General features: G+C 75.4%; 23 protein-coding genes. 13 read left to right on the plus strand and 10 right to left on the minus strand.

The window, feature by feature from the left end:
- Positions 1–2: 2 nt before the first annotated feature.
- The 4 genes from BJP59_RS06165 to BJP59_RS06180 all read left to right on the plus strand — a co-directional run bounded on the left by BJP59_RS06165 (position 3) and on the right by BJP59_RS06180 (position 5,053).
- Positions 3–2,228, plus strand: coding sequence for a polyribonucleotide nucleotidyltransferase (locus tag BJP59_RS06165; protein ID WP_021479898.1), 2,226 nt, complete (start codon positions 3–5; stop codon positions 2,226–2,228).
- 1 nt (position 2,229) lies between these two features.
- Complete coding sequence (locus BJP59_RS06170; RefSeq protein WP_194522484.1) at positions 2,230–3,561, plus strand: M16 family metallopeptidase; 1,332 nt, start codon at positions 2,230–2,232, stop codon at positions 3,559–3,561.
- A 203-nt stretch (positions 3,562–3,764) separates the two neighbouring features.
- Complete coding sequence (gene dapB / locus BJP59_RS06175) at positions 3,765–4,520, plus strand: 4-hydroxy-tetrahydrodipicolinate reductase (RefSeq protein ID WP_034656111.1); 756 nt, start codon at positions 3,765–3,767, stop codon at positions 4,518–4,520.
- 2 nt (positions 4,521–4,522) lie between these two features.
- A complete protein-coding gene (locus tag BJP59_RS06180; RefSeq protein WP_442861545.1) occupies positions 4,523–5,053 on the plus strand; it encodes a hypothetical protein in 531 nt (176 codons plus the stop codon).
- Between the two features lie 19 nt (positions 5,054–5,072).
- On the opposite strand, the gene BJP59_RS06185 is transcribed toward BJP59_RS06180, so the two are convergent.
- The 6 genes from BJP59_RS06185 to BJP59_RS06210 form a co-directional block, all read right to left on the minus strand.
- Positions 5,073–5,531 (minus strand): hypothetical protein, encoded by a 459-nt coding sequence (locus BJP59_RS06185; protein WP_194522485.1) that lies wholly within the window; start codon positions 5,529–5,531, stop codon positions 5,073–5,075.
- 79 nt (positions 5,532–5,610) lie between these two features.
- Complete coding sequence (locus tag BJP59_RS06190) at positions 5,611–6,120, minus strand: GNAT family N-acetyltransferase (protein WP_194522486.1); 510 nt, start codon at positions 6,118–6,120, stop codon at positions 5,611–5,613.
- A 40-nt stretch (positions 6,121–6,160) separates the two neighbouring features.
- A complete protein-coding gene (locus BJP59_RS06195; protein WP_043658086.1) occupies positions 6,161–6,481 on the minus strand; it encodes an AzlD domain-containing protein in 321 nt (106 codons plus the stop codon).
- Positions 6,478–7,347, minus strand: a complete 870-nt coding sequence (locus BJP59_RS06200; protein ID WP_194522487.1) for an AzlC family ABC transporter permease — start codon at positions 7,345–7,347, stop codon at positions 6,478–6,480. Before BJP59_RS06200 ends, BJP59_RS06195 begins: the two co-directional genes overlap by 4 nt.
- On the minus strand, positions 7,344–7,967 hold the full coding sequence (locus tag BJP59_RS06205; protein ID WP_051028262.1) for a TIGR00645 family protein: 624 nt from the start codon (positions 7,965–7,967) through the stop codon (positions 7,344–7,346). The genes BJP59_RS06200 and BJP59_RS06205 overlap by 4 nt, the downstream gene beginning before the upstream one ends.
- Positions 7,968–8,232: 265 nt before the next feature.
- Positions 8,233–9,717, minus strand: coding sequence for an NAD-dependent succinate-semialdehyde dehydrogenase (locus BJP59_RS06210; RefSeq protein ID WP_137280315.1), 1,485 nt, complete (start codon positions 9,715–9,717; stop codon positions 8,233–8,235).
- Positions 9,718–9,854: 137 nt separating this feature from the next.
- Here BJP59_RS06210 and dapA point away from each other — a divergent pair, with 137 nt between their 5' ends.
- From dapA to BJP59_RS06225, 3 genes are all read left to right on the plus strand, one after another.
- Positions 9,855–10,799 (plus strand): 4-hydroxy-tetrahydrodipicolinate synthase, encoded by a 945-nt coding sequence (gene dapA / locus BJP59_RS06215; RefSeq protein ID WP_021482387.1) that lies wholly within the window; start codon positions 9,855–9,857, stop codon positions 10,797–10,799.
- Between the two features lie 50 nt (positions 10,800–10,849).
- Positions 10,850–12,535 carry a ribonuclease J gene (locus BJP59_RS06220; protein WP_034655491.1) on the plus strand — a complete coding sequence of 562 codons (1,686 nt, stop codon included), beginning with the start codon at positions 10,850–10,852 and terminating at the stop codon, positions 12,533–12,535.
- Between the two features lie 272 nt (positions 12,536–12,807).
- A complete protein-coding gene (locus BJP59_RS06225) occupies positions 12,808–13,488 on the plus strand; it encodes a DUF4328 domain-containing protein (RefSeq protein WP_194522488.1) in 681 nt (226 codons plus the stop codon).
- A gap of 49 nt (positions 13,489–13,537) precedes the next feature.
- On the opposite strand, the gene BJP59_RS06230 is transcribed toward BJP59_RS06225, so the two are convergent.
- On the minus strand, positions 13,538–14,128 hold the full coding sequence (locus BJP59_RS06230) for a TetR/AcrR family transcriptional regulator (protein WP_086151315.1): 591 nt from the start codon (positions 14,126–14,128) through the stop codon (positions 13,538–13,540).
- A gap of 65 nt (positions 14,129–14,193) precedes the next feature.
- On the opposite strand from BJP59_RS06230, the gene BJP59_RS06235 reads away from it, so the two are divergent.
- Both BJP59_RS06235 and BJP59_RS06240 read left to right on the plus strand, forming a co-directional pair.
- Positions 14,194–14,640, plus strand: coding sequence for a hypothetical protein (locus BJP59_RS06235; RefSeq protein ID WP_336244610.1), 447 nt, complete (start codon positions 14,194–14,196; stop codon positions 14,638–14,640).
- A gap of 46 nt (positions 14,641–14,686) precedes the next feature.
- A complete protein-coding gene (locus BJP59_RS06240; protein WP_194522489.1) occupies positions 14,687–15,052 on the plus strand; it encodes an Imm51 family immunity protein in 366 nt (121 codons plus the stop codon).
- Between the two features lie 80 nt (positions 15,053–15,132).
- Here the strand turns inward: BJP59_RS06240 and BJP59_RS06245 are convergent, their stop codons facing one another.
- A complete protein-coding gene (locus BJP59_RS06245) occupies positions 15,133–16,041 on the minus strand; it encodes an MBL fold metallo-hydrolase (RefSeq protein ID WP_194522490.1) in 909 nt (302 codons plus the stop codon).
- A gap of 121 nt (positions 16,042–16,162) precedes the next feature.
- On the opposite strand from BJP59_RS06245, the gene BJP59_RS06250 reads away from it, so the two are divergent.
- The 4 genes from BJP59_RS06250 (at position 16,163) to BJP59_RS06265 (ending at position 20,955) form a co-directional block, all read left to right on the plus strand.
- On the plus strand, positions 16,163–18,997 hold the full coding sequence (locus BJP59_RS06250) for an FtsK/SpoIIIE family DNA translocase (protein ID WP_228485302.1): 2,835 nt from the start codon (positions 16,163–16,165) through the stop codon (positions 18,995–18,997).
- Between the two features lie 63 nt (positions 18,998–19,060).
- Complete coding sequence (gene pgsA / locus BJP59_RS06255; protein ID WP_076406501.1) at positions 19,061–19,690, plus strand: CDP-diacylglycerol--glycerol-3-phosphate 3-phosphatidyltransferase; 630 nt, start codon at positions 19,061–19,063, stop codon at positions 19,688–19,690.
- Positions 19,687–20,223, plus strand: a complete 537-nt coding sequence (locus tag BJP59_RS06260) for a CinA family protein (protein ID WP_194522492.1) — start codon at positions 19,687–19,689, stop codon at positions 20,221–20,223. Before pgsA ends, BJP59_RS06260 begins: the two co-directional genes overlap by 4 nt.
- A gap of 390 nt (positions 20,224–20,613) precedes the next feature.
- Complete coding sequence (locus tag BJP59_RS06265; protein ID WP_021483863.1) at positions 20,614–20,955, plus strand: helix-turn-helix domain-containing protein; 342 nt, start codon at positions 20,614–20,616, stop codon at positions 20,953–20,955.
- A 51-nt stretch (positions 20,956–21,006) separates the two neighbouring features.
- On the opposite strand, the gene BJP59_RS06270 is transcribed toward BJP59_RS06265, so the two are convergent.
- On the minus strand, positions 21,007–21,846 hold the full coding sequence (locus BJP59_RS06270) for a DNA-formamidopyrimidine glycosylase family protein (RefSeq protein WP_194522493.1): 840 nt from the start codon (positions 21,844–21,846) through the stop codon (positions 21,007–21,009).
- A gap of 44 nt (positions 21,847–21,890) precedes the next feature.
- Positions 21,891–26,864 (minus strand): Lhr family helicase, encoded by a 4,974-nt coding sequence (locus BJP59_RS06275; RefSeq protein WP_194522494.1) that lies wholly within the window; start codon positions 26,862–26,864, stop codon positions 21,891–21,893.
- Positions 26,865–26,885: the final 21 nt, after the last annotated feature.

The following is a 26,885-nucleotide window of genomic DNA, read 5'->3' on the forward strand; positions in this document are numbered from 1 at the left end:
CCGTGGAGGGTCCCGAGATCCAGTTCGCCGAGGCCACGATCGACAACGGTCGCTTCGGCACCCGCACCGTCCGGTTCGAGACCGGGCGCCTCGCCCGTCAGGCCGCCGGCTCCGTCGCCGCGTACCTCGACGACGAGACCATGCTCCTGTCGGCCACGACGGCCGGCAAGCACCCCAAGGAGCAGTTCGACTTCTTCCCGCTGACGGTGGACGTCGAGGAGCGCATGTACGCCGCGGGCCGCATCCCCGGCTCGTTCTTCCGCCGCGAGGGCCGCCCCTCGACGGACGCGATCCTCGCGTGCCGCCTCATCGACCGCCCGCTGCGCCCGCTCTTCGTCAAGGGCCTGCGCAACGAGGTCCAGGTCGTCATCACGGTCCTCGCGCTCCACCCGGACGACGCGTACGACACGCTCGCGATCAACGCCGCGTCGGCGTCGACCCAGATCTCCGGCCTGCCGTTCTCCGGCCCGGTCGGCGCGGTCCGCATCGCGCTGGTCGACGGCCAGTGGGTCGCGTTCCCCAAGTACTCCGACAAGGAGCGCGCGGTCTTCGACATGGTCGTGGCCGGTCGCGTCGTCGGCGACGACGTCGCGATCGCGATGATCGAGGCCGAGGCGACCGACGGCGCCTGGGGCCTCGTCAAGGACGAGGGTGTGGCCGCGCCGACCGAGGAGGTCGTCGCCGAGGGCATCGAGGCGGCCAAGCCGTTCATCAAGGCGCTGTGCGACGCGCAGTCGGCGCTCGCCGCGCAGGCCGCGAAGCCCGTCAAGGAGTACCCGGTCTTCCTGGACTACCAGGACGACGCGTTCGCCGCGGTCGAGGCCGAGGTCGCGACGGACCTGCGCGAGGCGCTCGCCATCGCGGACAAGCAGGACCGCGAGAACCGTCTCGACGAGATCAAGAACGAGATGGTGGGCAAGCTCCAGGCCGGGTTCGACGGCCGCGAGAAGGAGCTCTCCGCCGCGTACCGCGCGCTCCAGAAGAAGCTCGTGCGCCAGCGCGTGCTCACCGACGGCGTGCGCATCGACGGTCGTGGGCTCGCGGACATCCGCACCCTCTCGGCCGAGGTCGAGGTGCTGCCGCGCGTGCACGGCTCCGCGCTCTTCGAGCGTGGCGAGACCCAGATCATGGGCGTCACCACGCTGAACATGCTCCGCATGGAGCAGCAGATCGACTCGCTCGGTCCGGAGACGCGCAAGCGCTACATGCACAACTACAACTTCCCGCCCTACTCGACCGGCGAGACCGGCCGCGTGGGCAGCCCGAAGCGCCGCGAGATCGGCCACGGCGCGCTCGCCGAGCGTGCGCTCGTGCCGGTGCTGCCGAGCCGCGAGGAGTTCCCCTACGCGATCCGCCAGGTGTCCGAGGCTCTCGGCTCCAACGGCTCGACGTCCATGGGCTCCGTGTGCGCCTCGACGCTCTCGCTCCTCAACGCGGGCGTGCCGCTGCGCGCCCCCGTCGCGGGCATCGCGATGGGCCTCATCTCCGACACGGTGGACGGTGAGACCCGCTACGCGGCGCTCACCGACATCCTCGGTGCCGAGGACGCGTTCGGCGACATGGACTTCAAGGTCGCCGGCACGCGCGAGTTCGTCACGGCCATCCAGCTCGACACCAAGCTCGACGGCATCCCCGCCTCGGTGCTCGCCGGTGCGCTGACCCAGGCGCGCGACGCGCGCCTGACGATCCTCGACGTGCTCGCCGAGGCCATCGACGTGCCCGACGAGATGTCCCCGAACGCCCCGCGCGTCATCTCCGTGAAGGTGCCGGTCGACAAGATCGGCGAGGTCATCGGCCCCAAGGGCAAGATGATCAACCAGATCCAGGAGGAGACGGGCGCGGACATCTCCATCGAGGACGACGGCACCGTGTACATCGGCGCCGTCGACGGCCCGTCGGCCGAGGCCGCCCGCGCGGCGATCAACGCGATCGCCAACCCGCACGTCCCCGAGATCGGCGAGCGCTTCGTCGGCACGGTCGTCAAGACGACGTCGTTCGGTGCGTTCATCTCGCTCTCCCCGGGCAAGGACGGTCTGCTGCACATCAGCCAGATCCGCAAGCTCGTGGGCGGCAAGCGCGTCGAGAACGTCGAGGACGTGCTGTCCATCGGCCAGAAGGTCCAGGTCGAGATCGGCGAGATCGACCCGCGCGGCAAGCTCTCGCTGCACGCCGTGGTCGAGGACGAGGCTCCGGCCGACGCTCCCGCGACCGAGGACGCGGACGCCTGACGTGTCGTGGGACCTCCCGCTCGTCCCGGCGGGTGACGCCGGGGCCGAGCTGACCGCCGGGCAGGACGGCGCGACGATCCGTCGCTCCGTCCTGCCCGGCGGGGTCCGCGTGCTCACCGAGTCGATGCCGGGCCTGCGCTCGGCGACCGTGGGCGCGTGGGTCGGCGTCGGCTCGCGCGACGAGACCGACGGCCACTTCGGGTCGACGCACTTCCTCGAGCACCTGCTGTTCAAGGGCACGGCCCGCCGCTCCGCGATGGACATCGCCGAGGCGTTCGACGCCGTCGGCGGCGAGGCCAACGCGGCGACGGGCAAGGAGCACACGTGCTACTACGCGCGCGTGCTCGACGCCGACCTCCCCATGGCGGTCGACGTCATCAGCGACATGGTGACGTCCGCGCGCCTGGACCCCGACGAGCTCGAGACCGAGCGCGGCGTGATCCTCGAAGAGCTCGCGATGAACGACGACGACCCCTCGGACGTCGTGCACGAGGAGTTCGCCGCGGCGGTCCTCGCCGGCCACCCGCTCGGGCGGCCCATCGGCGGAACCCCGGACACGATCAACGCCGTGCCCCGGGACGCCGTGTGGGAGCACTACCGCTGGCACTACCGCCCCGAGACGCTCGTCGTCGCGGCGGCGGGCGGCGTCGACCACGACACGCTGGTCGACCAGGTGGGCACGGCGCTGCGCGACGGCGGCTGGACGCTCGACGCGTCGGGCGCACCCCGCGCGCGGCGCGACCCCGCGGACCCTGCTCTGGCGGGCGTCGGGGCCGCGAGCGTCGAGCTGTCGGTCCACCGCGCGGTCGAGCAGGCCAACGTCGTCATCGGCGGCACCGGTCTCGCCGCGACGGACGACCGCCGCTTCACGCTCTCCGTGCTCAGCGCCGTCCTCGGCGGCGGCATGAGCTCGCGGCTCTTCCAGGAGATCCGCGAGCGGCGCGGCCTCGCGTACTCGACCTACTCGTTCGCGTCCGGCCACGGCGGCATCGGCACGTTCGGCCTCTACGCCGGGTGCGCGCCGTCGAAGGTCGACGAGGTGACCGGGCTGCTGCACAGCGAGCTCGACCGCCTCGCGGCCGACGGCATCACCGGCGCGGAGCTCGACCGCAGCATCGGCCAGCTCTCGGGCGGCATGGTCCTCGGCCTCGAGGACTCCGGCTCGCGCATGAGCCGGCTCGGCAAGGCCGAGCTCGTCTACGGCGAGCTCCTGAGCGTCGAGGAGTCGCTCGACGCGATCCGCTCCGTCACGGCCGACGACGTGCAGAAGCTCGCCGACGACCTCGCGTCGCGCCCGCGCTCCGTCGTGCGCGTCGGGCCGTTCGGCGACTGAGCCCGCCTCCACGCGTCTCGCGGCGGCCGTCCTCCTCGCGGAGGGCGGCCGCCGTCGTGCTGTGGGCAGACCCACTGCCCGGTGCGGCGGACGCGGCACCGGTCGGCGCGCGCTGCGGCGATAGGGTGACGGGCGTGAGCGAGCAGAGCACCCCCGCGCCCGATCCCGCACCGACCGCCCCCGGCAGGGAACCCGGTCGCCCGCTGCGGGTCGCCGTCCTGGGCGCCGCCGGGCGCATGGGCGCGACCGTCTGCGCCGCCGTCGAGGGCGCCGCGGACCTCGAGCTCGTCGCGCGCCTCGACGCGGGCGACGAGGTCGCCGCCGCGACGCTCGGCGGCGCGGACGTCGCCGTCGACTTCACGGTCCCTGCCGCCACCGAGGCGAACGTCCACGCGCTGATCGACGCGGGCGTGCACGCCGTCGTCGGGACCACGGGCTGGACGGAGGAGAGCCGCGGTCGCGTCGTCGCGCACCTCGGTCGTGCCGCCGCGGCCGGCGCACCGGGGCTCGGCGTGCTCATCGCACCGAACTTCGGGCTGTCCGCCGTCCTCGCGATGACGTTCGCCGCCAAGGCCGCGCGGTACTTCGAGTCGGCCGAGGTGATCGAGCTCCACCACCCGGACAAGGTCGACGCGCCGTCCGGCACCGCGCGGCACACCGCCGCGGCGATCGCCGCCGCGCGCGCCGACGCCGGTCTCGGGACCGGCCCGGACGCGACCGAGACGGGCTGGGAGGCGCGCGGGGCCGACGTCGACGGCGTGCGCGTGCACGCCGTCCGTCTGCGCGGCCTCGTCGCGCACGAGGAGATCCTGTTCGGCAACACGGGCGAGCAGCTCGTCATCCGGCAGGACTCGTTCGACCGGGTCTCGTTCATGCCGGGCGTCCTGCTCGCGGTGCGCGAGGTCGTGGGCCGGCCCGGGCTGACCGTCGGCCTCGAGAACGTGCTGGACCTGGCGTGAGCGTGTCCGGCGGGTCCACCGGCCCGGACGCCTCCGGACCCGGGGACGGCGGCTCGCGCGCACGGTCGCGCGCCGGGCGCCCGTGGAAGGCGATCGTCGGGGCGGTCCTCGTCACGCTCCTGCTCGCGCTCTACGTGTGGCAGGTCGCGGGACGGTCCGCGGCCCTGATCCGCACGGGCGAGCCCGTGGCCATGGCGATCGGGGCCGGCGTGCTCGTGCTGCCGCTGCTCGTCGTCGGCCTCGTCGGGCGCGAGTTCCTGCTCGCCGGCACCGTGCAGCGCATGGCCGACGACCTCGCGGACCGCGGCCGCCTGCCCGTCGACGACCTGCCGCGCTCGCCGGGCGGCCGGATCGACCGGGTCGCCGCCGACGCGGCCTTCGGCCCGTACCGGGACGCGGTCGACGCCGACCCGACGAGCTGGGAGGCGTGGTACCACCTCGCGTTCGCCTACGACGCGGCGCGCGACCGCCGTCGGGCCCGGGAGGCGCTGCGCAAGGCCGCGGCGCTCTACCGCGCGCGTCGTCGGGCCTGACGGCCCCCGGGCACGCGCGTCACAGGCTCGTCCAGCAGTAGAGCCGGTGCCCCGCGTCGTCGGCGCGGACGCACAGCGCCGCGAGCCGGTGCAGCGCGTCGGCGAGGCCCGCGGGGTCCGACCCGTCGAGCTCCTCCGTCGCCGCCCACCGCACGGCGACCTCGTCGAGCGCGGCGGGCGTCGCGGAGGCGAGCGCCCCCACGAGCACGTCCGTCACGGAGACCACCCACGGCCCCTCGTCACCCCCGGTCGCGACGAGCGAGCCGTGACGGGCGTCCGCCGTGACCTCGGCGTAGGGGCGGTCGGTGAGCAGGCTCGCCAGGGTGCCGAGGACGACGAACGGGTCGATGCCCCGGAGCTCCACGGTCGCGAAGCCCGGCTGCGTGGTCAGCGGGTCGGGGGAGGCCGGTCCTGCCTGCGCGGCGAGCGCGGCCCGGGCGTCGTCCGGCGCGGCGAAGTAGTCGGTGAGGATGCCCATGGCGGACGATCCTCGCAGGTCACGGGGACGGGCGGGTCACGGGCGTGTCACGGCTGCGTGACGCGGGGTCCCGCGGTCGTCAGATCTCGGCCGTCCAGCGCCGCTCGACGACGTCCCGGAGCCCGGTCGCGAGCGTCCGGGTGCGCCCGTCGGGACCGAGCCCGGACCCGGCGAGGAACGCCTCGCGCGCGGCGTCGCCGTCGAGGACCCACGTGACGACCTCGTCCGCGCCGTCGCGCCGCAGCCGGTCGACGGCCGCTGCCAGCAGGCGCGACCCGTGCCCGCCGCGCTGGTGGCGCGGCTCGACCTCGAGCGCGAGGACCTGACCGGGCGCGACCGCGGCGAACCCCACGACGTCGGCCCCCGCGCACGCGACGAGTACCCCGAAGCCGGGACCGGGCGGCGAGGAGATCGCGGCGGCCCACTGCTCGCGCATCCGCACGGTGTCGAGCGCGTCGAGCACGTCGTCGCCGAGCACGTCGGCGTGCGAGGAGCGCCACGCCCCGACCTGGATCGCGGTCATCGCGACGTCGTCGCCGGGCACGGCAGGGCGGACGGAGACGTCGGCGGTCTCGCGGAAGAGGCTCACGGGTTCACCCTACGAGACCCGGCCGGGCGCCGGGACGGCCTCAGCCCCAGCCGAGCGCGCGCAGGCCCGCGGCCGTGACCGCGGCGAGGACCACGACGACGATGAACGGCGCCCGCAGCGCGAGCGCGACGGCCGCGACGCCCAGCGCGGGCAGGCGCGCGTCGACGACGAGGGCCTGCCCGTCGCCGACGGTCTGCACCGTGACGAGCGCCGCGAGGAGCGCGGCGGTGACGAGCGCGGCGGTGCGCGCGACGCGCTCGTCGGCGAGCCAGTGCTCGGGCACGAGGTGGCCGGCGAGCTTGAGCGCGAAGCACACCGCGGACGCGGTGAGCACGACGACCCAGACGGTCGCTGAGGTCACGAGGGCTCCTCTCCGCGGGGACCGGCAGCGGTCCCCGCACGGTCGGCGGCCCGTCGGCGCCGCGCGTCGACCTGACCGATGACGACGGCGACCGCGGCCGCCGCGAGCACAGGCACGCCGCCCGGTGCGACCGGGACGAGCGCCGCCGCGACGACCACCGCCGCGGCCGCGGTGAGCTGCATCGCGCGCGTCGCGAGCCGCGGCCACAGCAGGCCGAGGAACGCGGCCGCCGCGGCGGCGTCGAGCCCCCACGCGCGCGGGTCGCCCAGCGCGTCGCCCGCGAGCGCCCCGACGAGCGTCATCGCGTTCCAGAGGACGAAGATGCCGACGCCCGTCCACCAGAACCCGGCCCGGACGGCGCGTCGGGACCGTTGCGCGGTCGCGACGGCGGTCGACTCGTCGATCGTGAACTGGGCGGCGACGACCTTGTGCCACGAGCGCAGCGCGAGCAGCGGGCCGAGCTGCGCGCCGTAGAGCGCGTTGCGGACGCCGAGGAAGCCCGCCGTGGTGATCGCGGCGACCGGCGCGCCCCCGGCGCCCACCACGCCGATGAGCGCGAACTGCGAGCCGCCCGAGAACATGAGCAGGCTCAGCGCGATGGTCTGCGCGACGTCGAGGCCCGCGACGACCGACAGCGCGCCGAACGAGATGCCGTACAGGCCCGTCGCGACGGAGACGGACACGGCCTGGCGGACCGCGGCGCGGACCTCGTCCTCGACGGCCTGCTCGGCCACGTGCTCGACGACGTCCGGCACCTCTTCGACGTCCGGCACGCCGACGACGTCCGGCACGTCCGCGGCGTTCGCCCGCGCCACCTCGGGCGCGGGGTCGGCGCGGGGGCGGGGGACGTCGTCTGGCCGGCTCATGCGTGCGGGTCGGCCGGGCCCTCGCCCGCGGCGGCGGCGTTCGCCGCGCGCTGGTGCGCGGTGAGGGACATGCGGTCGATGAGCGCGAGGGCGAGCGCCGAGAGGACGAACGCGAGGTGGATGAGCGTCTGCCACATGAGCTGCGTCGGCGTGTACCGGCTGCTGTCGATGAACGTGCGCAGCAGGTGGATCGACGAGATGCCGACGATGGACATCGCGAGCTTCGTCTTGAGCACGTTCGCGTTGACGTGGCTCAGCCACTCGGGCTGGTCGGGGTGGCCCTCGAGCCGGATGCGCGAGACGAACGTCTCGTAGCCGCCCACGATGACCATGATGAGCAGGTTGGAGATCATGACGACGTCCACGAGCCCGAGCACCGCGAGCATGATCTCCTCGGCGCCGAAGCTGACCACCTCGTGCGTCGCGTGATCTGTCGCGCGGCCCGTGAAGCCGCCCACGACGAGCAGCCACAGCTCCTTGAGGAACTGCCACACGTAGACCACCTGGGCCACGATGAGGCCGAAGTACAGCGGCGCCTGGAGCCAGCGCGACGCGAAGATCATGTACCCGACGGTGGTGACGCGGGCGCTGGGCGAGGGGACGTTCGGGCTGGTGGTCAACGCGGGCGTCGAGGGCACGGGCGTGGGCTCTCCGGGAGTCGGTGACGGCGGACGGCGACGACCGTCCGGCGCGCGGGGCACCGGTCACCGGTCGTCACCGGGGCGTCAGGGTACCAACGCCGCGTGAGGGCCCCGCAGGCTCGCCCGCCCTGCCGGTGACGAGGACGGCCCACCCGCCCGTCGAGCACGGGGACGGCGACCGGGATCGTCGGATCCCGGTCCGTGACCCCGTGGTCGGCGACCGGGGGGAGAAGGGGGGGCGACGTCAGAGGGCGACGTAGACCGTCTCCAGGTACTCCTCCAGGCCGGCCTCGCCGCCCTCGCGGCCGAGGCCGGACTGCTTGAGCCCGCCGAACGGGGCGCTCGCGTCGGAGACGAGGCCGCGGTTGACGCCGATCATGCCGGCCTCGACCTCCTCGGAGACGCGCACGGCCCGGTCGAGCGACGTCGTGTACGCGTAGGCGGCGAGCCCGTACTCGGTCGCGTTCGCGAGCGCGATGCCCTCGTCGTCGTCGCCGAACGCGACGACGGGGGCCACCGGGCCGAAGATCTCCTCGGTGACGACGCGCGCGTCCGGGTCGACGCCCGACAGGACGGTGGGGGAGTAGAAGTACCCGGGGGAGCGGGGCCGCTCCGCGCCGGTGAGCACCTGGGCCCCGCCGTCGACGGCCGCGTCGACGAGCTCGGCGACCTTGTCGACGGCCTTCGCCTCGATGAGCGGCCCGACCTGCGTCCCGTCCTGGGCGCCCGGCCCGACCCGCAGGTCCGCGAACGCGGCGGCGAGGCGCTGGGAGAACTCCCGCGCGACGGCGTCGTGCACGAGGAAGCGGTTCGCCGCCACGCAGGACTGCCCCGCGTTGCGGAGCTTCGCGACGACGGCGCCCTCGACCGCCGCGTCGAGGTCGGCGTCCGCGAAGACGAGGAACGGGGCGTTGCCGCCGAGCTCCATCGAGGTGCGCAGCACCTGGGCGGACGCCTTCTCGAGCAGCGTGCGCCCGACGGGCGTCGAGCCGGTGAACGACAGCTTGCGCAGGCGCTCGTCCGCGAGGAGCGGCTCGGTGACGTCGGCGGCGCGCGACGACGGGACGACGTTGACGACGCCCGTCGGCAGCCCGCGGTCGGCGAGCTCGGAGCGGATCACCTCGGCCACGAGCGCCGTCGTGAGCGGGGTGAGCCGCGCCGGCTTGACGACGACCGTGCACCCGGCGGCCAGCGCCGGGCCGATCTTGCGCGTCGCCATGGCGATCGGGAAGTTCCACGGCGTGACGAGCAGCGCGGGCCCCACGGGCCGGCGGAAGACGAGCTGGCGGTTGCCGCCCGCGGGCGCGGTCCGCGCGAGCCCGTCGGCGCGGACCGCCTGCTCCGCGTACCAGCGCAGGAAGTCGGCGCCGTAGAGCACCTCGGCGCGCGCCTCGGCGAGCGGCTTGCCGCACTCGGCCGTGATGAGCGCGGCCACGTCGTCGGCCCGCGCGACGACCCGGTCGTAGACGGCGCGCAGCACCTCGCCCCGCTCGCGTGGGGGCGTCGCGCGCCACGCGGGCGCCGCACGGTGCGCGGCGTCGAGCGCGCGCAGCGCGTCCGCCGGGCTCGCGTCCGCGACGTCGAACAGCGACTCCTCGGTCGCCGGGTCCTCGACCTCGAAGGTCCGCCCACCCTCGGCAGGACCCCAGTGGCCGTCCACGAGCAGCCCGGTGGGCACGTGGGCGACGAGCGCGGGGGAGAGGTTCGACGTCGAGGCGGGGCGGGACATGCTCCGAGTATCGCCCTGGGGGTCGCGGGGACGCACCCGGGCGAGCGGTGCGGGACGCCGTGCCCGTGCCCCGGGCGCCGCCCGGTCGCTGCCGGACGGGCGCGGTGCGACGACCCGCCGCACGGTAGTTTGTGCACATGGTCCTTCCCGCCACCCCCGCGCGCCCGTTCGGTGCCGTCCTCACGGCCATGGTCACCCCGATGACGCCCGACGGCGCCGTCGACCTCGAGGCGGCGGCCCGGCTCGCGAAGCGCCTGGTGGACGACGGGAACGACGGCCTCGTGCTGAGCGGCACGACGGGCGAGTCGCCCACGACCCACGCTCCCGAGAAGCAGGACCTCGTGCGCGCCGTCGTCGAGGCGGTCGGCGACCGCGCGGCGGTCCTCGCGGGCGCCGGGTCCAACGACACCGACCACGCGCTGCGCATGGCCGAGCAGGCCGCCGAGGCGGGGGCGGACGGGCTCCTCGTCGTCACCCCGTACTACTCGCGCCCCGGCCAGGAGGGCGTCTACCGCCACGTCGTCGCGATCGCCGAGGCGGCCGACCTCCCGGTCATGCTGTACGACGTCCCCGGCCGCACCGGGGTGCGCATCGCCCCCGACACGTACGCGCGCCTCGCGGCGCACGAGCGGGTCGTGGCGACCAAGGACGCGACGGGCGACGTGTACGCCGCCGCGAAGCTCGCGGCATCGACGGGCCTCGCCTTCTACAGCGGCGACGACGGGCTGCTGCTCCCGTTCCTCGCGCACGGCGCCGCGGGTATCGTCTCCGTGTCGGCGCACGCCGTCGCGCCGCAGTTCGCGGAGGTCGTGCGCCGCTTCGACGCCGGCGACCCGGCGGGCGCGCTCGAGGTCTTCCTCACCACGACGCCCGTCATCGACGCGCTCAACGGTGCCGGCTTCCAGGCCGTCATGGCCAAGGCCGCCGTCGAGCTGCTCGGCGTCACCGACAACCGTTTCCTGCGACTGCCGAACGTCGCGGCGACCGAGGACGACGTCGCGCTCGTGCGCGACGCCCTCGCCGCCGCGGGCGTGCTCGCGGGCGCGACCACCGCGGCAGACGCTGCCGCACCCACGAACTAGCGAGGGCAGGAGCCCTCGAAACCCCCGGCTCAGCCACGACAGGAGGCCCCGTGAGCCATCCCCACCCCGAACTCTCCCTGCCTCCCGAGCTCCCCGCCGGAGGGCTGCGCATCGTCGCCCTCGGCGGTCTCGGTGAGGTCGGCCGCAACATGGCCGTCCTCGAGTACGACGGGCGCCTGCTCGTCATCGACTGCGGCGTCCTCTTCCCCGAGGACAACCAGCCCGGCGTCGACCTCATCCTCCCGGACTTCGACTACATCGCGGACCGGCTGGACGACATCGAGGCGATCGTCCTCACGCACGGCCACGAGGACCACATCGGCGCCGTGCCGTACCTGCTGCGTCTGCGCCGCGACATCCCGCTCGTCGGGTCGCAGCTCACGCTCGCGTTCGTCGAGGCGAAGCTTAAGGAGCACCGCATCTCGCCCGTGACCCTCGCGGTCAAGGAGGGGCAGGTCGAGCAGCTCGGCGTGTTCCGCTGCGAGTTCGTCGCCGTGAACCACTCGATCCCCGACGCGCTCGCGGTCGCGGTGACGACCGGCGCCGGGACCGTGCTGCACACGGGCGACTTCAAGATGGACCAGCTCCCGCTCGACGGGCGCATCACCGACCTGCGCGCGTTCGCGCGCCTGGGCGAGCAGGGCGTCGACCTGTTCATGGTCGACTCGACCAACGCCGAGGTGCCCGGGTTCGTCACGCCCGAGGTCGAGATCGGCCCGGTGCTCGACAACGTCTTCGCCGCCTCCGAGAAGCGCATCATCGTCGCGTCGTTCTCGTCGCACGTGCACCGCGTGCAGCAGGTCCTCAACGCCGCGCACCACCACGGCCGCCGCGTCGCGCTCGTCGGGCGCTCGATGGTCCGCAACATGACGATCGCGTCCGAGCTCGGGTACCTCCACGTGCCCGAGGGCGTCCTCATCGACCTCAAGAAGGTCGACTCGCTGCGCGACGACGAGATCGTGCTCATGTGCACGGGGTCGCAGGGCGAGCCCATGGCCGCCCTGTCGCGCATGGCGAACGGGGACCACAAGGTCCAGGTCGGCCACGGCGACACCGTCATCCTCGCGTCGTCGCTCATCCCGGGCAACGAGAACGCCGTCTTCCGCATCATCAACGGCCTCACGCGCCTCGGCGCGCGCGTCGTGCACGGCGGTAACGCCAAGGTGCACGTGTCCGGCCACGCGAGCGCGGGCGAGCTCCTCTACTGCTACAACGTGCTCAAGCCCAAGAACGTCATGCCGGTGCACGGCGAGGTCCGCCACCTCGTCGCCAACGGGGCGCTCGCGGTCCGCACGGGCGTGCCGGCCGACCGCGTCGTGCTCGCCGAGGACGGCGTCGTCGTCGACCTCGTCGACGGGCGCGCGTCCGTCGTGGGTGCCGTGCCGTGCGGGTACGTGTACGTCGACGGGTCGAGCGTCGGCGAGATCACGGACGCCGAGCTCAAGGACCGCCGCATCCTCGGCGAGGAGGGCTTCGTCTCCGTGTTCGCCGTCGTCGACTCCGCGACGGGCAAGGTCCTCGCGGGGCCGCAGATCCTCGCGCGCGGGTTCGCCGAGGACGACAAGGTGTTCCAGGACATCCAGCCCGAGGTCGTCAAGGCGCTCGAGGACGCGATCGCCGGCGGCGCGACGGACACGCACCAGCTCCAGCAGGTCATGCGCCGCGTCATCGGCCGGTGGGTCTCCAACCGCCTGCGCCGTCGTCCGATGATCGTCCCGGTCGTCGTCGAGGCGTAGCCTCCGCGACCGGCGTCGGACCGGTCTCCGCCCAGGTCGGGGCGCCAGTATGCTGGCGCCCCGACCAGCGCAGGAGGCACCCTTTGACGCACCACGACCCCTCCGGGGTCCCGCCCTACGGACAGCCCGGCGGCCCCGTCCCCGGACAACCTTCGGCGCCCGGCCGGCCGGTACCGCAGTATGGCGCGTACGGCACCGCGTCCGTCCCCGCGTACGGGCAGGCGGCGCCCCCGTCCGCGGGTCCCTCCGCGCTGACGCCGCCCTCGGCACCCGTGTACGGGCAGCCGACGGCCCCGGTGTACGGCGCGTACGGCGGCGGGTACGGCTACGTCCCGCGACCGCCCGTCCCCGGCGGCCTCGCGACGGGGACGATCGCGCTCGCGGTCGCGGTCACCGCCGTGCAGGTGCTGGCCTGGGTCACGTCGTTCGGCGCGGCCGAGGAGTTCGAGCGCGCCGCCCGAGCTGGCACCCCGAGCGCCGAGGTCCTCACCGGGTACGACGCCGTGGGCCTGCTGCTCCTTCCCGTCCAGCTCGCCGCGGCGATCGTGACGTGCCTGTGGCTGTGGCAGAGCCGCGTGCTCGCCGAGGCCGTGTCGCCCGCGCGCGGGCACGCGCGCAGCCGGGTGTGGGTCTGGCTCGGGTGGATCGTGCCGGTCGTCGCGTTCTGGTTCCCGTACCAGGTCGTGCGCGACGTGCGCGCCGCGACCGTCGTCGCCCCGCGCCGCGGCCTCGGGTGGTGGTGGGCCGGGTGGCTCCTGTGGAGCGTCGCGACGAACGTCGCCACGCAGCTGACGACGCTCTCCTCGGCCGGTGCGGCCGGGACCTTCGCGCTGCTGCCCGTCGCGGAGACGGTGGGCACCGCGGGCGTCGTCCTCGCGCTCGTCCTGTGGGTGCGCACCGTCCGCGAGATCACCGCGGGCCAGCGTGCTGCGGTGGGTGCCGACGCCCGGTGACCACGCGGGCGCTCGCCGGGGACGGACGCGCGGTCCGGCTTTCCCGGGGCTACGTCGCCGCGCCGCGCCGCACGAGCCCCGGACCGACGGCGGCGAGCGTCGCGGCGTAGCGCGCCGCCCGGGCGTCGTCCCCGCCGGGCACGAGGCCCGCGAGCTCGAGCGAGACGAGGCCGTGCACGAGCCCCCACAGGCCGAGCGCGACGTCGGCGGCACCCGCGTCCTCGGGGACGAGGCGTGCGACGGCGTCGCGGAGCACGCGGAACGTGGGCTCCTCGACCGCCTCGGGCCGGTCCGGCCCCGGCCGGACGCCGCGCGCGAACATCACGGCGTAGAAGTGCGGGTCGGCCAGCGCGAAGTCGCGGTACGCGCGGCCGAGGGCCGCCAGGTCGGCAGCGGGGTCGTCGGTGCGGGGGACCGTGGCGAGGTGTGCGGCGAAGCGCCGGAAGCCCTCCGCGGAGACGGCGGCGACGAGCTCGTCGCGGCTGCCGAAGAGCGCGTAGACGGCTGATGCGCTCGTCCCGGCCTCGGTCGCGACCGACCGGACCGTCACCGCGGCCTCCCCGTGCGTGGAGACGGCGCGCGACGCCACGTCGAGCAGGCGGTCGCGCAGGGCGTCGTCGTGCAGTCGAGGTCGTGCCACGCGCCGAGTCTAGGGGTCTTGACGAGTGTTCGCGAACGATGTTCTATAACAGTGTTCGCAAACCGGTGCGCGAGCTCTCGCGCCGCCCCCTGGAGGTCCCCGTGCTCGAGCTCACCGACGCCGCCCGCCTCACCGCCGGCATCGTCCTCCTCACCGTCGTCGGCATCGAGTCCGGCGGGGCGTTCCTCGTGCGTGTGGTGACGCGGAGGGTCCCGGCCACCGGGTTCCAGACGTCGTTCTTCCGTGCCGGGCACGCGCACGCGGGGGTGCTCGTGATCCTCGGCCTCGTCTGCCTGCTGCTCACGGAGGCCACGGGCCTCGCCGGCCCCTGGCGCTGGCTCGCGGCGACCGGCGTGCTCGTCGCGGCGATCCTGCTCCCGGCCGGCTTCTTCCTGTCGGCCGTGGGCCCGGGGCGCGAGACGCCGAACCGAGCCGTCGTGCTGCTCCCCGCGGGGGCCGTCGTCCTCGCGGCGGGCGTCGTGACGCTCGCCGTCGGCCTCTTCCTCGGCTGACCGACCCCGGGAGCCGGACGTGGGTGGCTCTCGCTACGGTTCCGGCATGACCACCGCCGAGGACTTCGTCCCGCTCGACCCTGTCCGTCTCGTCACGCTGGCGCAGGGGTGGAGCATCATCTACTCGCCCGGCGGGCCGGAGTGGCACCTCCACAAGGGTGCGCTCGAGCGGCACGACGTCGAGGGTTCGGGCTACGACTTCTCCGGCGCGCTCCAGGCCACGCTGACCGATCACGAGCCCGACGTGCTGGGCGCCGTCGGGTTCGACCCCGAGGGCGGCATGGTGAGCGTCTACGGCTCCGACCTCGACGCCCTGCACGTCGCGGCGCGGCACCTGCACCGCCTCGTCACCGACGAGCAGGCCCTCGACGCGGCGCTCGCCCGGTCGGTCGAGCTCGGGCTCGACGACTGAGCGCGGAGCGCGGCGGGTCCAGGAGGCCTCGTGTCGTCGGACCGCGGCTCCGCGATCCGGGCACGACCGCTCGGGCGGCCTCAGCGCGCGCGCAGCGCGGCGAGCTGCTCGTCGTGCCACGTCGCGACGTAGCCGGTGAGCCGGTCGTCGGCCACCACGGCGTCCGTGTGCACGACCGCGTGCTCCAGCGCGTCGAGGTAGGCGCGGTCGGCCGCGAAGCGCGCGGCGACGGCGGCACGGCCGACCGCCGGGCTCCCGTGGCCCGGGACGAGGGCGTCGACGTCGCGCGCCGCGAGCTCGAGCGCGTCGAGCGCGCCGCGGTACGTGCGCACCGGGTCGCGCGACCCCCTGTCGACGAGCGGCACCTCCACGTCCGAGAGCATGTCGCCCGCGAGCAGCACGCCGCGCACGACGAGCGCCGCGTGCCCCGGCGCGTGGGCGTCGTGCTCGACCACGGCGGCGCCGGTCGGCTCGCGGGGCTGCTCGTCGGCCTGTGTGGCGGGCCCTCCGTCGGCCGTCCTGCCGGTCGGCCAGGGCAGTCGTCGTGCACCGCGGGGGAGTTGCGTGAGCGCGCCGACGAGCGTCGGGTCGTGGCCCGGCGCGGCGGCGTCGGCCGCGGCGACCAGGTCCGCTCCCCGCGCCCGGGCTGCGTCGGTGCCGCGGACCGTGGCGTACCGCGGTGCGTCGCCCAGGGAACGGGACCACAGCACGTGGTCCCAGTGCGGGTGGGTCGCGAACCCGGCCGTCACGCGCCAGCCGTGGCCGCGCACGGCGGCGGCCAGCGCCTCGACCTCCTCGACCGTGACCGCGGGGTCGACGACGAGCGCCTCCCCGTCGGGCGCGACCACGACCGTCGACGTCGTCGTCCAGATCGTCGCGGTGGCCACCCAGACCCCCGGGCGGACCTCCACGAGGTCGCGCGCGTGCGCCTGCTCGCCGTCCGTGGTCGCGTCGGCGGTGCTGCGCCGCACGCCCGCGTGCTCGTCCATCGGTCCTCCGCTCGTCCTCGCGGGACCGGGTCGCGGGCACGTGCCCGAACCCCGGTCCGCGGGGGACACGCGCCCCGGGGTCCCGGGCGCCGTCGTCCCTCGCAGGTAGGTTAGGACCACTATGGCGACCCGCACGTCCCCGCAGGCACGTCGGACCGCGAGCAACCGCACACCAGCGCCCCGCACCGCGGCGCGCGGCGGTTCGTCCACGGCCCGCGGCACGTCGCGCGCCGGAACCGGTCGCGGACGGTCCTCCTCCTCCAGCGCGCGCCGCCCGGCGCGTCGCCCGGCGGCAGGGCCGCCGTGGCCCGTCCGGGCGGTGCGGGGGGTGTGGCTCGGCGCCGCGCACGGCGTGGGATCGCTCGTGCGCACCATCGGAAGAGGAGCAAGAGAGCTGGACCCGGCACACCGGCGCGACGGCGTCGCGTTCACCCTCATCGCCCTCGCGGTCGTCGTCGCGGCCCGCGAGTGGTGGGGCATCCAGGGCACGTTCGGCAAGGTCGTCCACGGCGTCGTCGCGGGGACGTTCGGTCTCGCCGGCGTCGCGGTCCCGGTCCTGCTGCTCTGGCTCGCGGTGCGCATCATGCGGCACCCCGAGCGCGCCCAGGCGAACTCGCGCGTCGCGATCGGGCTCACGCTCATCGTCGTGTCCGTGTGCTCCCTCGTGCACATCTCGGAGGACCTGCCCGCGCCGCGCGACGGCTTCGCGGCGGTGCAGGACGCGGGGGGCATCGTCGGCTACCTGGCGGCCACGCCCGTGACCGCCGGGCTGACACCGTGGTTCGCCGTGCCGATCTTCCTGCTGCTCGGGTTCTTCGGGCTGCTCGTCGTCACCGCGACGCCCGTGCACCGCATCCCGAGCCGGCTGCGCGGCCTCTACGACGTGCTCACCGGCAACCACCGCACCGAGGACGACGCGCTCGACGACGACGGGCTCCCGCTCGCGGAGGGCGTCTCGCGCCACGACGGCAGCGAGCCGCCGACGGGTCGCCGACCGCGCAAGCCGCGGCGCACCAAGGCGCAGCGCGCGGCGGAGGCGGCCGAGATCGAGAAGCCCGAGGGCGGTTTCTCGGGCGACGAGGCCTTCGAGACGGCCGCGTTCCTCGACTACGAGGACGACGTGCCGCGCGGTCGGGGGAAGAAGCGTCGCGCGGAGGAGCCGGCCGCCGGTACCGCTGCCACGGAGGTGGTCCCCGCCGTCGGGCAGGGGACCGCTCAGGACACGGCGGCGGCCGCGATGGGCGCGGTCGCGCCCTCCCCGGAGGACGGCGCCGGCAGCGTGCCGCCGCCCCCGCCCGCCCCGATGCCGCGGGGCGTGCAGCCCATGCTCGAGGGCGACACGGTCTACCTGCTCCCCGACGAGGACGCGCTCGTCAAGGGCGCGCCGCACAAGGTGCGCTCCGCCGCGAACGACCGCGTGGTCGAGGCGCTCACGCAGACGTTCGAGCAGTTCGAGGTCGACGCGAAGGTCACCGGGTTCACGCGCGGCCCGACGGTCACGCGCTACGAGGTCGAGGTCGGGCCCAAGGTCAAGGTCGAGCGCATCACGTCGCTGTCCAACAACATCGCGTACGCGGTGGCCAGCGCCGACGTGCGCATCCTCGCGCCGATCCCCGGCAAGTCGGCCATCGGCATCGAGATCCCCAACACGGACCGCGAGACGGTCGTGCTCGGCGACGTCCTGCGGTCGTCGGCCGCGCGGCGCACCGAGCACCCCATGGTCATGGGCGTCGGCAAGGACGTCGAGGGCGGCTACGTCGTCGCGAACCTCGCGAAGATGCCCCACATCCTCGTCGCGGGCGCGACGGGCGCGGGCAAGTCGAGCTTCATCAACTCCATGATCACGTCGATCCTCATGCGCTCGACGCCGGAGCAGGTGCGGCTCGTGCTCGTGGACCCCAAGCGCGTCGAGCTGACGATCTACGAGGGCATCCCGCACCTCATCACGCCCATCATCACGAACCCGAAGAAGGCCGCCGAGGCGCTCGACTGGGTCGTCCGCGAGATGGACGCCCGCTACGACGACCTCGCCGCGTTCGGGTTCAAGCACATCGACGACTTCAACGCCGCCGTCCGCGCCGGCAAGGTCAAGCCGCTGCCCGGCTCCGAGCGCAAGATCGCGACGTACCCGTACCTGCTGGTCGTCGTCGACGAGCTCGCCGACCTCATGATGGTCGCCCCGCGCGACGTCGAGGCCTCGATCCAGCGCATCACGCAGCTCGCGCGTGCGGCAGGCATCCACCTGGTGCTCGCGACGCAGCGACCGTCGGTCGACGTCGTGACGGGCCTCATCAAGGCGAACGTGCCGTCGCGGCTCGCGTTCGCGACGTCGTCCCTCGCGGACTCGCGCGTCGTGCTCGACCAGCCCGGCGCGGAGAAGCTCATCGGCCAGGGTGACGCCCTGTTCCTGCCCATGGGTGCGGCCAAGCCCATGCGCGTGCAGGGCGCGTGGGTCTCGGAGTCCGAGGTGCACGCCGTCGTCGAGCACGTGAAGAGCCAGCTCAAGCCCGTCTATCGCGAGGACGTCACGCAGGCGGCCACGAAGAAGCAGATCGACGAGGACATCGGCGACGACCTCGACCTGCTGCTCCAGGCGGCCGAGCTTGTCGTGACGTCGCAGTTCGGCTCGACGTCGATGCTCCAGCGCAAGCTGCGCGTCGGGTTCGCCAAGGCGGGTCGCCTCATGGACCTCCTGGAGTCGCGCGAGATCGTCGGCCCGTCCGAGGGGTCCAAGGCCCGCGAGGTGCTCGTGACGCCCGAGGAGCTGCCGTCGGCGCTCGCCCTCATCCGGGGCGAGCCCGCGCAGGACGTCTTCGACGGCCAGGCGCCCGCAGCGGCCCCCGCGCCGTCGGCCGCAGGGGGCGGCCACGACTACGGCGAGGGCACCGACGGGCACATGCCCCCGGTCGCGACGGAGTACCACGACGGCGCCGACGTGGAGTCGGGCTGGCGGTGACCCGGGCACCCGGTGGTGCCGCCGACGGTCGGCGCACCCCGGACGACCCCCTAGGCTGGTGACGTGGTCAACGCCGTCCCCTCGCCGTGGAACTCCGCGAACCTCGTCACCATGGCGAGGATCCTGCTCGTCCCGTTCTTCGCGTGGGCGCTCCTCGTCGACGGCGGGGAGTCCGTCACGTGGCGCCTCGTCGCGACGGGCATCTTCGTCCTCGCCGCCACGTCGGACCGCCTCGACGGCTACCTCGCGCGGCGCTACGACCTCGTCACGGACCTGGGCAAGCTCCTCGACCCCATCGCCGACAAGCTGCTCGTGGGCACCGCCCTCGTGCTGCTCGCGTGGCCGCTCGGCGAGCTGCCCTGGTGGGTCCCCGTCGTCGTGCTCGCGCGCGAGCTGGGCGTCACGCTCCTGCGGTTCGCCGTCCTCAAGTACGCGGTCATGCCCGCGTCTCGCGGCGGGAAGCTCAAGACCGTCCTGCAGACCGTCGCGATCACGCTCTTCGTGCTCCCGCTCGCGCACCTGCCGGCGTTCGTCGGCGTCGTCGCGTGGATCGTGCTCGCCGCGGCCATCCTCGTCACCGTCGTGACCGGACTCGAGTACGCGTACCAGGGCTGGCGGCTGCGTCGCGACGCGGTGCGCGCGGCCCGGGTCGTCGAGCGCGGCCCGAGCGCGGACGGCGCCCCCGTCTCGTGACCGCCGCTCCGGTCTCGCCGGGGAGCTCGTCGGTCACCGGCCCGGACGTCCGGTCCGACGTCGTCGAGCTGCTCGGCGCTCTGGAGGCGCGCGGGTGGACCCTCGCGACGGCCGAGTCGCTCACGGGCGGCCTGCTCAGCGCGACGATCGTCGACGTGCCCGGCGCCTCGCGCGTGCTCCGGGGCGCCGTCGTCGCGTACGCGACCGACGTCAAGGAGTCGGTCCTCGGCGTCGACGGCGGCCTGCTCGCCGCGCACGGGGCCGTGCACCCGGAGGTCGCGCGCCAGATGGCCGAGCGCGTGCGCGGCGTGCTGGGGGCCGACGTCGGGATCGCGACCACGGGCGTCGCGGGTCCCGACCCGCAGGACGGCCAGGATCCGGGCACCGTCTTCGTCGCCGCGAGCGGACCGGGGGGCGCGGAGGTGCGAGAGCTGCACCTGGCGGGCGACCGCGCGGCCGTCCGCGCCGCCACCGTGGCCGCCGCGGTGGCGCTCGCGCGCGCGGCGTTCGGACCCCGGCCGCCGACGGCGTGACGATGCCCCCTGCCGGGTGAAATCGTCGGCGGGAGCGTCGGCCGCCCGGCCGGGCGTGGACCGGGCCGGAGGCGTCGTGGAGACGTCGTGAACGTGCCGCGGGGGAGCGGCCGGGAGGCCCGGCGCGGGAACAACACCCCACGTCGCGACGTTGCACAGCACGTGATCGCCAACAGGACCGTCAACCGACCGGTGGGACGCACGGACAACGCGCCCGCGCCCCGTCCCGCACGGGGCACCGGCGACGTGAGCGGCCCGCGGGCGGGGTACGGTAGGACGACCCCGTCACGCGGGGCAGTGAACAGGAAGACCGGCACGAGCAGTTCGCGCACCCGGGTGGGGGCCTCTCCGGCTCCCGGGGGCGCACGGGACACGGAAGGGGGTCGCCAGATGATTGTTCTTCGACGAGAGATCGGGGACGTGCTGCGAGACGCTCGCCAGCGACAGGGGCGCACCCTGCGAGAGGTGTCCTCCGCCGCACGGGTCTCGCTGGGCTACCTCAGCGAGGTCGAGCGCGGTCAGAAGGAAGCGTCGTCGGAGCTCCTCGGCTCGATCTGCGAGGCGCTCGACATCCCGATGTCGTTGGTGCTGCGCGAGGTCAGCGACCGGGTCGCCGTCGCCGAGGGTCTGCTGATCCCCGACACCATCCCGGCCGACTTCGCGACGGCCGTGCTGGGTCGCCAGCATCCCGAGGGCACGGCACGCCGCGAGGACCTGCAGCCCGTCGGCTGACGGTCGGGCCGGCACCGGCCGCACCGGGAGCGGGGGCAGCGACGCCGGCCGTCATCCTGCTGCGGGCGGTGCCTGGCAGGTCGGACACCAGAAGATCGGACGGTCGTACGGGGGCTCGTTCGCCGTACCTTCCGCGACAGGCGTGCCGCACACGTGGCACGCCTTTCGTGTGCGCCCGTGCACGTGCCGCACGACGCCGGCGCGCGGGTCGAACCCGTGCCGCACCGTGCGCTGCATGAGCGTGCGCGCCGTGCGCAGGAGGCCCTCGAGGTCCTCGACGTCGCGGACGGGCGTCCACGGGTAGACGTGCTCGGCGAAGAGCGACTCGGCCGTGTAGATCGTGCCGATGCCGGCGACGAGGTGCTGGTCGAGCAGGGCCTCCGCGACGGGCACGCCCGTCGCGGCACGCTCCGGCCGGTACCGGGGGCCGCTCCCGCCCGCCGCGTCGTCGGCCCGCATCCGCGCGGCCGCCTCGGGCAGCCCGGTCTCCGGGAAGTCGTCGCCGAGCACGTCGGGACCCAGCGGCCCGACGATCACGCGCTCGTCCGCGGTGCGCAGCACGTGCAGCATGCCGATCCGGTTCCCGACCGCCGTCCACCACTCGTTCGCGAGGACCACGCGCACGTTCGGCTCCGCCCCGCGCGCGTCGTGCGTGCCCGTCCGGGCGAGCCGCCACGACCCCTCCATGCGCAGGTGCGTGTGCAGGGACCGGCCGTCGTCGAACCGCGTGAACAGGTGCTTCCCGTAGGCCTGGTTCCCGACGACCGTCCGCCCGACCAGGTCGATCTCCGCGGCGCTCGGCCACCGCAGGTCCGAGCGGACCAGCACCCGGTCCTTGAGCGCCTCGTCGAGGCGGGCCGAGACGAGACGCAGGATGTCACCCTCGGGCACGCGACCGCCCTCCGTGGTCGGGCGCGCGCGACGACCGCCGCACGTCAGGCCGCCCGCAGGCCGCGCGGCGTCGCGCGGAAGCCGGCGTCGAGCAGCGCGCGCACCGCGTCGTCCGCCGGGGTCCGGGCCGTGCCGGCACCCGCCAGGGCCTCGACGCCGTCGACGCGCTGCACCACGATCTTCCCGAGCGTGCCCGCCCGTACGGCGCGGACCAGCGCCGCGCTCGCCTCGGCGAGCCGCGGGCCGTCCACGAAGGACAGCACGGACCGCCCGCCGCGCTCGACGTAGAGCGCGAGGTCGCCGTCGCTCAGCACGACGACGGCGCCGGCCTTGCGGCCCGGGCGGTGGCCGCGCGAGCCCTCGCCGGTCGTGCCGTCCGTGCCGGGCGCGCCGGGTGCGCCCGGTCCGGTCGACGGGCGGGCGGGCCACGGCAGCGCCGCGCCGTAGGGGTTCGCCGGGTCCGTCGCGGCGAGCAGCACGGCGCCGGGACGCGGACCGCCGCGCGACGTCCGCGCGTCGGGGAGCGGGGCGAACGGGTCGGACGCTGCCGCCGCGGCGTCGGCCTCGAGCGCGCGCTCACGGTTCTGCGCGTCGGTCCGGAGCTGGTCGACCGCGCCGGGGAGCGCGAACTGCGAGCCGCCGAGGTGCTCGACGAAGTACCCGCGCCGCGCCGCCCCCGTGGCCTCCAGCTCGCTCAGCACGCGGTACACCGCGCGGAACGACCCCGCGACGCCCTCGGCGGGCGCGACGGCGCGCGTGAGCACGCCGTGGCGGTCGAGCAGGACGCGGGCGAGCGCGTGCGCCCGGCGGGTGGGGTCGGGCTCGCGCGGGGGCAGCGCCGACCACCGCCCGGCGCCGCCGCGCAGGGCCGTCTCGGGCGACGTCGGCGGTCGCAGGCCCGCGAACCGGCCGCGCGCGAGCGGCCGGGCCCGCGCCGGGGCGCGCGGCGCGCGGTGGGTCCCCCCGGCGGCGCCGAGCCGTGCGCGGAGCGAGCCGAGGCCGTCGTTCGTCACGTGGCCCGACCACACGAGGTCCCACAGCGCCTCGAGCGTCGGGACGGTCTCCGCGCCGGCGCGCTCGGCCAGCCGCGGGAGGAAGTACCCGCCCGAGCCCTCCAGCAGGTCGAGCAGCGTGGCATGGAGGCCGGTCTCGGGCGCCGGGCCCGGGTCGGGCAGCGTGAGCGGCGCCCACTCCGCGAGGTGCAGGCTGACGAGCCCGTCGCCGCCGCCCGAGCCGGGCAGCGGGGCGTGCCCGCACCACACGACCTCGCCGGTCGTCGTCAGCTCGTCGAGCATCGTCGGGGTGTAGTCGCTGACGCGCGCCGGGAGCACGAGGGTCTCGAGCGCCGAGGCGGGGACGGCCGCGCCGGAGAGCTGCTCGACGACGCGCAGCAGCCCGTCGACGCCGCGCAGCGCGCCGAGCCCCTGCCAACGCGGGAGGAAGACGCCCAGCGTCTCGGCGGGGACGGGCTCCACCTCGGCGCGCAGCGCGGCGAGCGAGCGCCGGCGCAGGACGCGCAGCACCTCGGCGTCGCACCAGTCGTCGCCCGTGCCGCCGATCGCCTCCGGCCGCAGCCGCCCGCGCACGACGAGCCGGGCCGCCTCGAGCCGCTCGAGCGTCTGCACGACGACGGCGACGCCCAGCCCGAGGCGTGCGGCGAGGTCGGCGGCGGTAAACGGGCCGTGCGTGCGGGCGTGGCGGCGCACGAGGTCGCCGAGCGGGTCGGGGACGGGCTCGGTGAACACCTCGGGGATGCCGACGGGCAGCGCGACGCCGAGCGCGTCGCGCAGGCGGCCGGCGTCCTCCACGACCGCCCACTGCTGCGCACGCTCGGGCGCGACCCCCGCAAGTCGCACGGGCATGATGCGGCGCGCGGCCTCGAGCTCGCGCAGCCAGGCCGCGACGTCGGCGCGCACGTCCTCGCGGGTCCGCGCCGCGACCTCGGCCTCGGTGAGCGGGCCCAGCCGGCGCAGCACGTCCCACACGTCCTCGGCGTGCCGCGCCTGCCGCTCGGGCGCGAGCGCGCCGAGCTCGGCCTCGGTCCGCTCGATCTGGGCGGGGTCGAGCAGGTCGGCGAGCTGGGCCGCGACACCGTTGCCGCCCAGGAGCTCGGCGAGGAGCGTGGGGTCGAGCGACAGCGCGGCGGCGCGGCGCTCCGCGAGCGGGGCGTCGCCGTCGTAGAGGAACTGGGCGGTGTACCCGAAGAGGAGCGACTGCGCGAAGGGCGACGGCGTCGGGGTCGTCACCTCGACGAGGCGCACGCGCCCGGCGGCGAGGTCGCGCATGAGGTCGGTGAGCGCCGCGACGTCGAAGTCGTCCTGCAGGCACTCGCGGGCGGCCTCGAGCACGATCGGGAACTCCGGGTACTCCGACGCCACCGACAGGAGCTGCGCCGAGCGCTGCCGCTGCTGCCACAGCGGCTGGCGCCGGTCCGGACGACGCCGGGGCAGCAGGAGCGCGCGGGCGGCGGCCTCGCGGAACCGCGACGCGAACATCACCGACCCGCCGAGCTCGTCGCGCACCGCGTCGAGCACGTCGTCCGGGTCGAGGAGCAGGTCCTCGACGCCGACGACGGGCGCGTCCCCGCCGAGGCCGCCCGAGCCGTCGGCCGCTCCCTCGAGCCACGAGTCCCCGGTGTCCGGGAGCCGCAGGACGATGCCGTCGTCGGCGTGCATCGCGGCGGCGTCGACCCCGTAACGCTCGCGCAGGCGCGCGGCGAGCACGAGCGCCCACGGCGCGTGCACCTTCGCGCCGTACGGCGAGTGCACGACGACGCGCCAGTCGCCGAGCTCGTCGCGGAAGCGCTCGACGACGACCGTGCGGTCGTCCGGGACGCGCCCGGTCGCGTCGCGCTGCTCGCGCAGGTAGGCCAGCAGGTTGTCGCTCGCCCACGCGTCGAGGCCTGCCGTGCGGAGCCGGTCTGTCGCGGCGTCGGGGTCGGTGGCGGCGAGCGCGTCCGTCTCGCGCACCCACGCGCCGAGCGCACGGCCGAGCTCGGCGGGTCGGCCGGGGGAGTCGCCCTTCCAGAACGGCAGCCGCCCCGGGATGCCCGGCGCGGGCGTGACGAGCACGCGGTCGGGCGTGATGTCCTCGATGCGCCACGTGCTCGACCCGAGCGTGAACGTGTCGCCGACGCGCGACTCGTAGACCATCTCCTCGTCGAGCTCGCCGACGCGCTTGCCGCCGCGCGGGGCGCGGCCGCCCGCGGTGTCCGGGTCGCCCGCGACGGTCCCGGTCCCGGCGTCCGTCGCGAGGAACACGCCGTACATCCCGCGGTCGGGGATCGTGCCGCCGCTCGTCGCGGCGAGCCGCAGCGCGCCCGGCCGCCCGGTCAGCCGGCCCGACGCGCGGTCCCACACGATCCGCGCGCGCAGCTCGCCGAAGTCCTCGCTCGGGTAGCGGCCCGCGAGCATGTCGAGGACGGCGTGCAGCGACGCGTCACCGAGGTGCGCGTAGGGCTCGCTGCGCCGCACGAGCGTCGCGAGCTCCGCGACCGTCCACTCGTCGACCGCGACCATCGCGACGACCTGCTGGGCGAGGACGTCGAGCGGGTTGGCGAGCACGTGGAGCTCCTCGATGCCTCCGGAGCGCATGCGCTCGGCGACGACCGCCGACGGCACGAGGTCGCCCCGGTGCGTGGGGAACACCACGCCGTGCGACACGGCCCCCACCTGGTGGCCCGCGCGCCCGATCCGCTGCAGGCCCGACGCGACCGAGGGCGGCGCCCCGACCTGGACGACGAGGTCCACCGCGCCCATGTCGATACCGAGCTCGAGGCTCGACGTCGCGACCACCGCGGGCAGCCGGCCGTCCTTGAGCTCGGTCTCCGTGCGCGTGCGCTCGGCCCGGCTCATCGACCCGTGGTGCGCGCGGGCGATGACGGGCTCGACGCCCGAGCTCGCGCCCGACTGCGCCTGCACCTGCGCCGCGGTGACCGTGCCCGGGTCGAGCACGTCCTCGCCCTGGCGCTCGGCCCACAGCTCGTTCATGCGCGCCGTGAGGCGCTCCGCCCCACGGCGCGAGTTCGTGAAGACCAGCGTGGAGCGGTGGTCGGTGACGAGGTCGACGACCCGCTCCTCGACGTGCGGCCAGACCGACGGGCGCGGCGGCCGGACGTCGGGCGCGCCCGTCGGGCGCGACGTCGCCGGGCCTGTGAGGTCGCGCTCGCCGGGCGGCAGGGGCGGCAGGCCGCCGTCCGACCGCGACCCGGCGTCCGGCACGAGCGCCGCCGTCCCGAGGTCCGAGAGGTCCGGGACGGGCACGACGACGTCGACCTCGATGCGCTTGCTCGACGGCGGCTGCACGACGACGACCTCGCGCCCGCCCTCGGCCTCGGGCCGGTGCCCGCCCAGGAAGGTCGCGACCGCCTCGACGGGGCGGACCGTGGCCGAGAGCCCGACGCGCTGCGCCGGGGGCCGCTCGTGCGCCTCGAGCAGCGCGTCCAGGCGCTCGAGCGACACGGCCAGGTGAGCGCCCCGCTTGGTGCCCGCCACCGCGTGGATCTCGTCGACGATCACCGTCTCGACGCCCACGAGCCCCGCGCGCGCCTGCGACGTCAGCACGAGGAACAGCGACTCGGGCGTCGTGATGAGGATGTCCGGCGGGTGCGTGGCGAGCCGGCGGCGCTCGCTCGTGGGGGTGTCCCCGGTGCGGGTGCCGACGACGACGTCCGGCACGTCGAGCCCGAGCCGCACCGCGGCCTGGCGGATGCCCGCGAGCGGCGAGCGCAGGTTCCGCTCGACGTCCGCGGCGAGCGCCTTGAGCGGCGAGACGTAGACGACGCGGCAGCGCGCCTCGCGTGCCGGGGCCTCCTCCGGGGGCGCGGCGAGGATCCGGTCGAGCGACCAGAGGAACGCGGCGAGCGTCTTGCCCGAACCGGTCGGGGCGACCACGAGCGCGTGCCGGTCGCTCGACACGGCCTCCCACGCACCGGCCTGGGCGGCGGTCGGCGCGTCGAACGCGCCCGAGAACCACGCGCGCGTGGGCGCGGCGAAGCGGGCGAGCGGGTCCGAGGTCACGCGCCCATTCTGGGGGTGCCC

This window comes from Cellulosimicrobium sp. JZ28 (genome assembly GCF_015327065.1).
Classification (GTDB): domain Bacteria; phylum Actinomycetota; class Actinomycetes; order Actinomycetales; family Cellulomonadaceae; genus Cellulosimicrobium; species Cellulosimicrobium funkei.

What these genes read in the sequence shown, in the direction of transcription:
- BJP59_RS06185 (WP_194522485.1), bottom strand. Translation starts at nt 5,531, where the DNA reads ATGGGCATCCTCACCGACTACTTCGCCGCGCCGGACGACGCCCGGGCC.
- BJP59_RS06240 (WP_194522489.1), top strand. Translation starts at nt 14,687, where the DNA reads ATGACCACCGCCGAGGACTTCGTCCCGCTCGACCCTGTCCGTCTCGTC.
- BJP59_RS06265 (WP_021483863.1), top strand. Translation starts at nt 20,614, where the DNA reads ATGATTGTTCTTCGACGAGAGATCGGGGACGTGCTGCGAGACGCTCGC.
- dapA (WP_021482387.1), top strand. Translation starts at nt 9,855, where the DNA reads ATGGTCCTTCCCGCCACCCCCGCGCGCCCGTTCGGTGCCGTCCTCACG.
- BJP59_RS06250 (WP_228485302.1), top strand. Translation starts at nt 16,163, where the DNA reads ATGGCGACCCGCACGTCCCCGCAGGCACGTCGGACCGCGAGCAACCGC.
- BJP59_RS06245 (WP_194522490.1), bottom strand. Translation starts at nt 16,041, where the DNA reads ATGGACGAGCACGCGGGCGTGCGGCGCAGCACCGCCGACGCGACCACG.
- BJP59_RS06210 (WP_137280315.1), bottom strand. Translation starts at nt 9,717, where the DNA reads ATGTCCCGCCCCGCCTCGACGTCGAACCTCTCCCCCGCGCTCGTCGCC.
- BJP59_RS06200 (WP_194522487.1), bottom strand. Translation starts at nt 7,347, where the DNA reads ATGAGCCGGCCAGACGACGTCCCCCGCCCCCGCGCCGACCCCGCGCCC.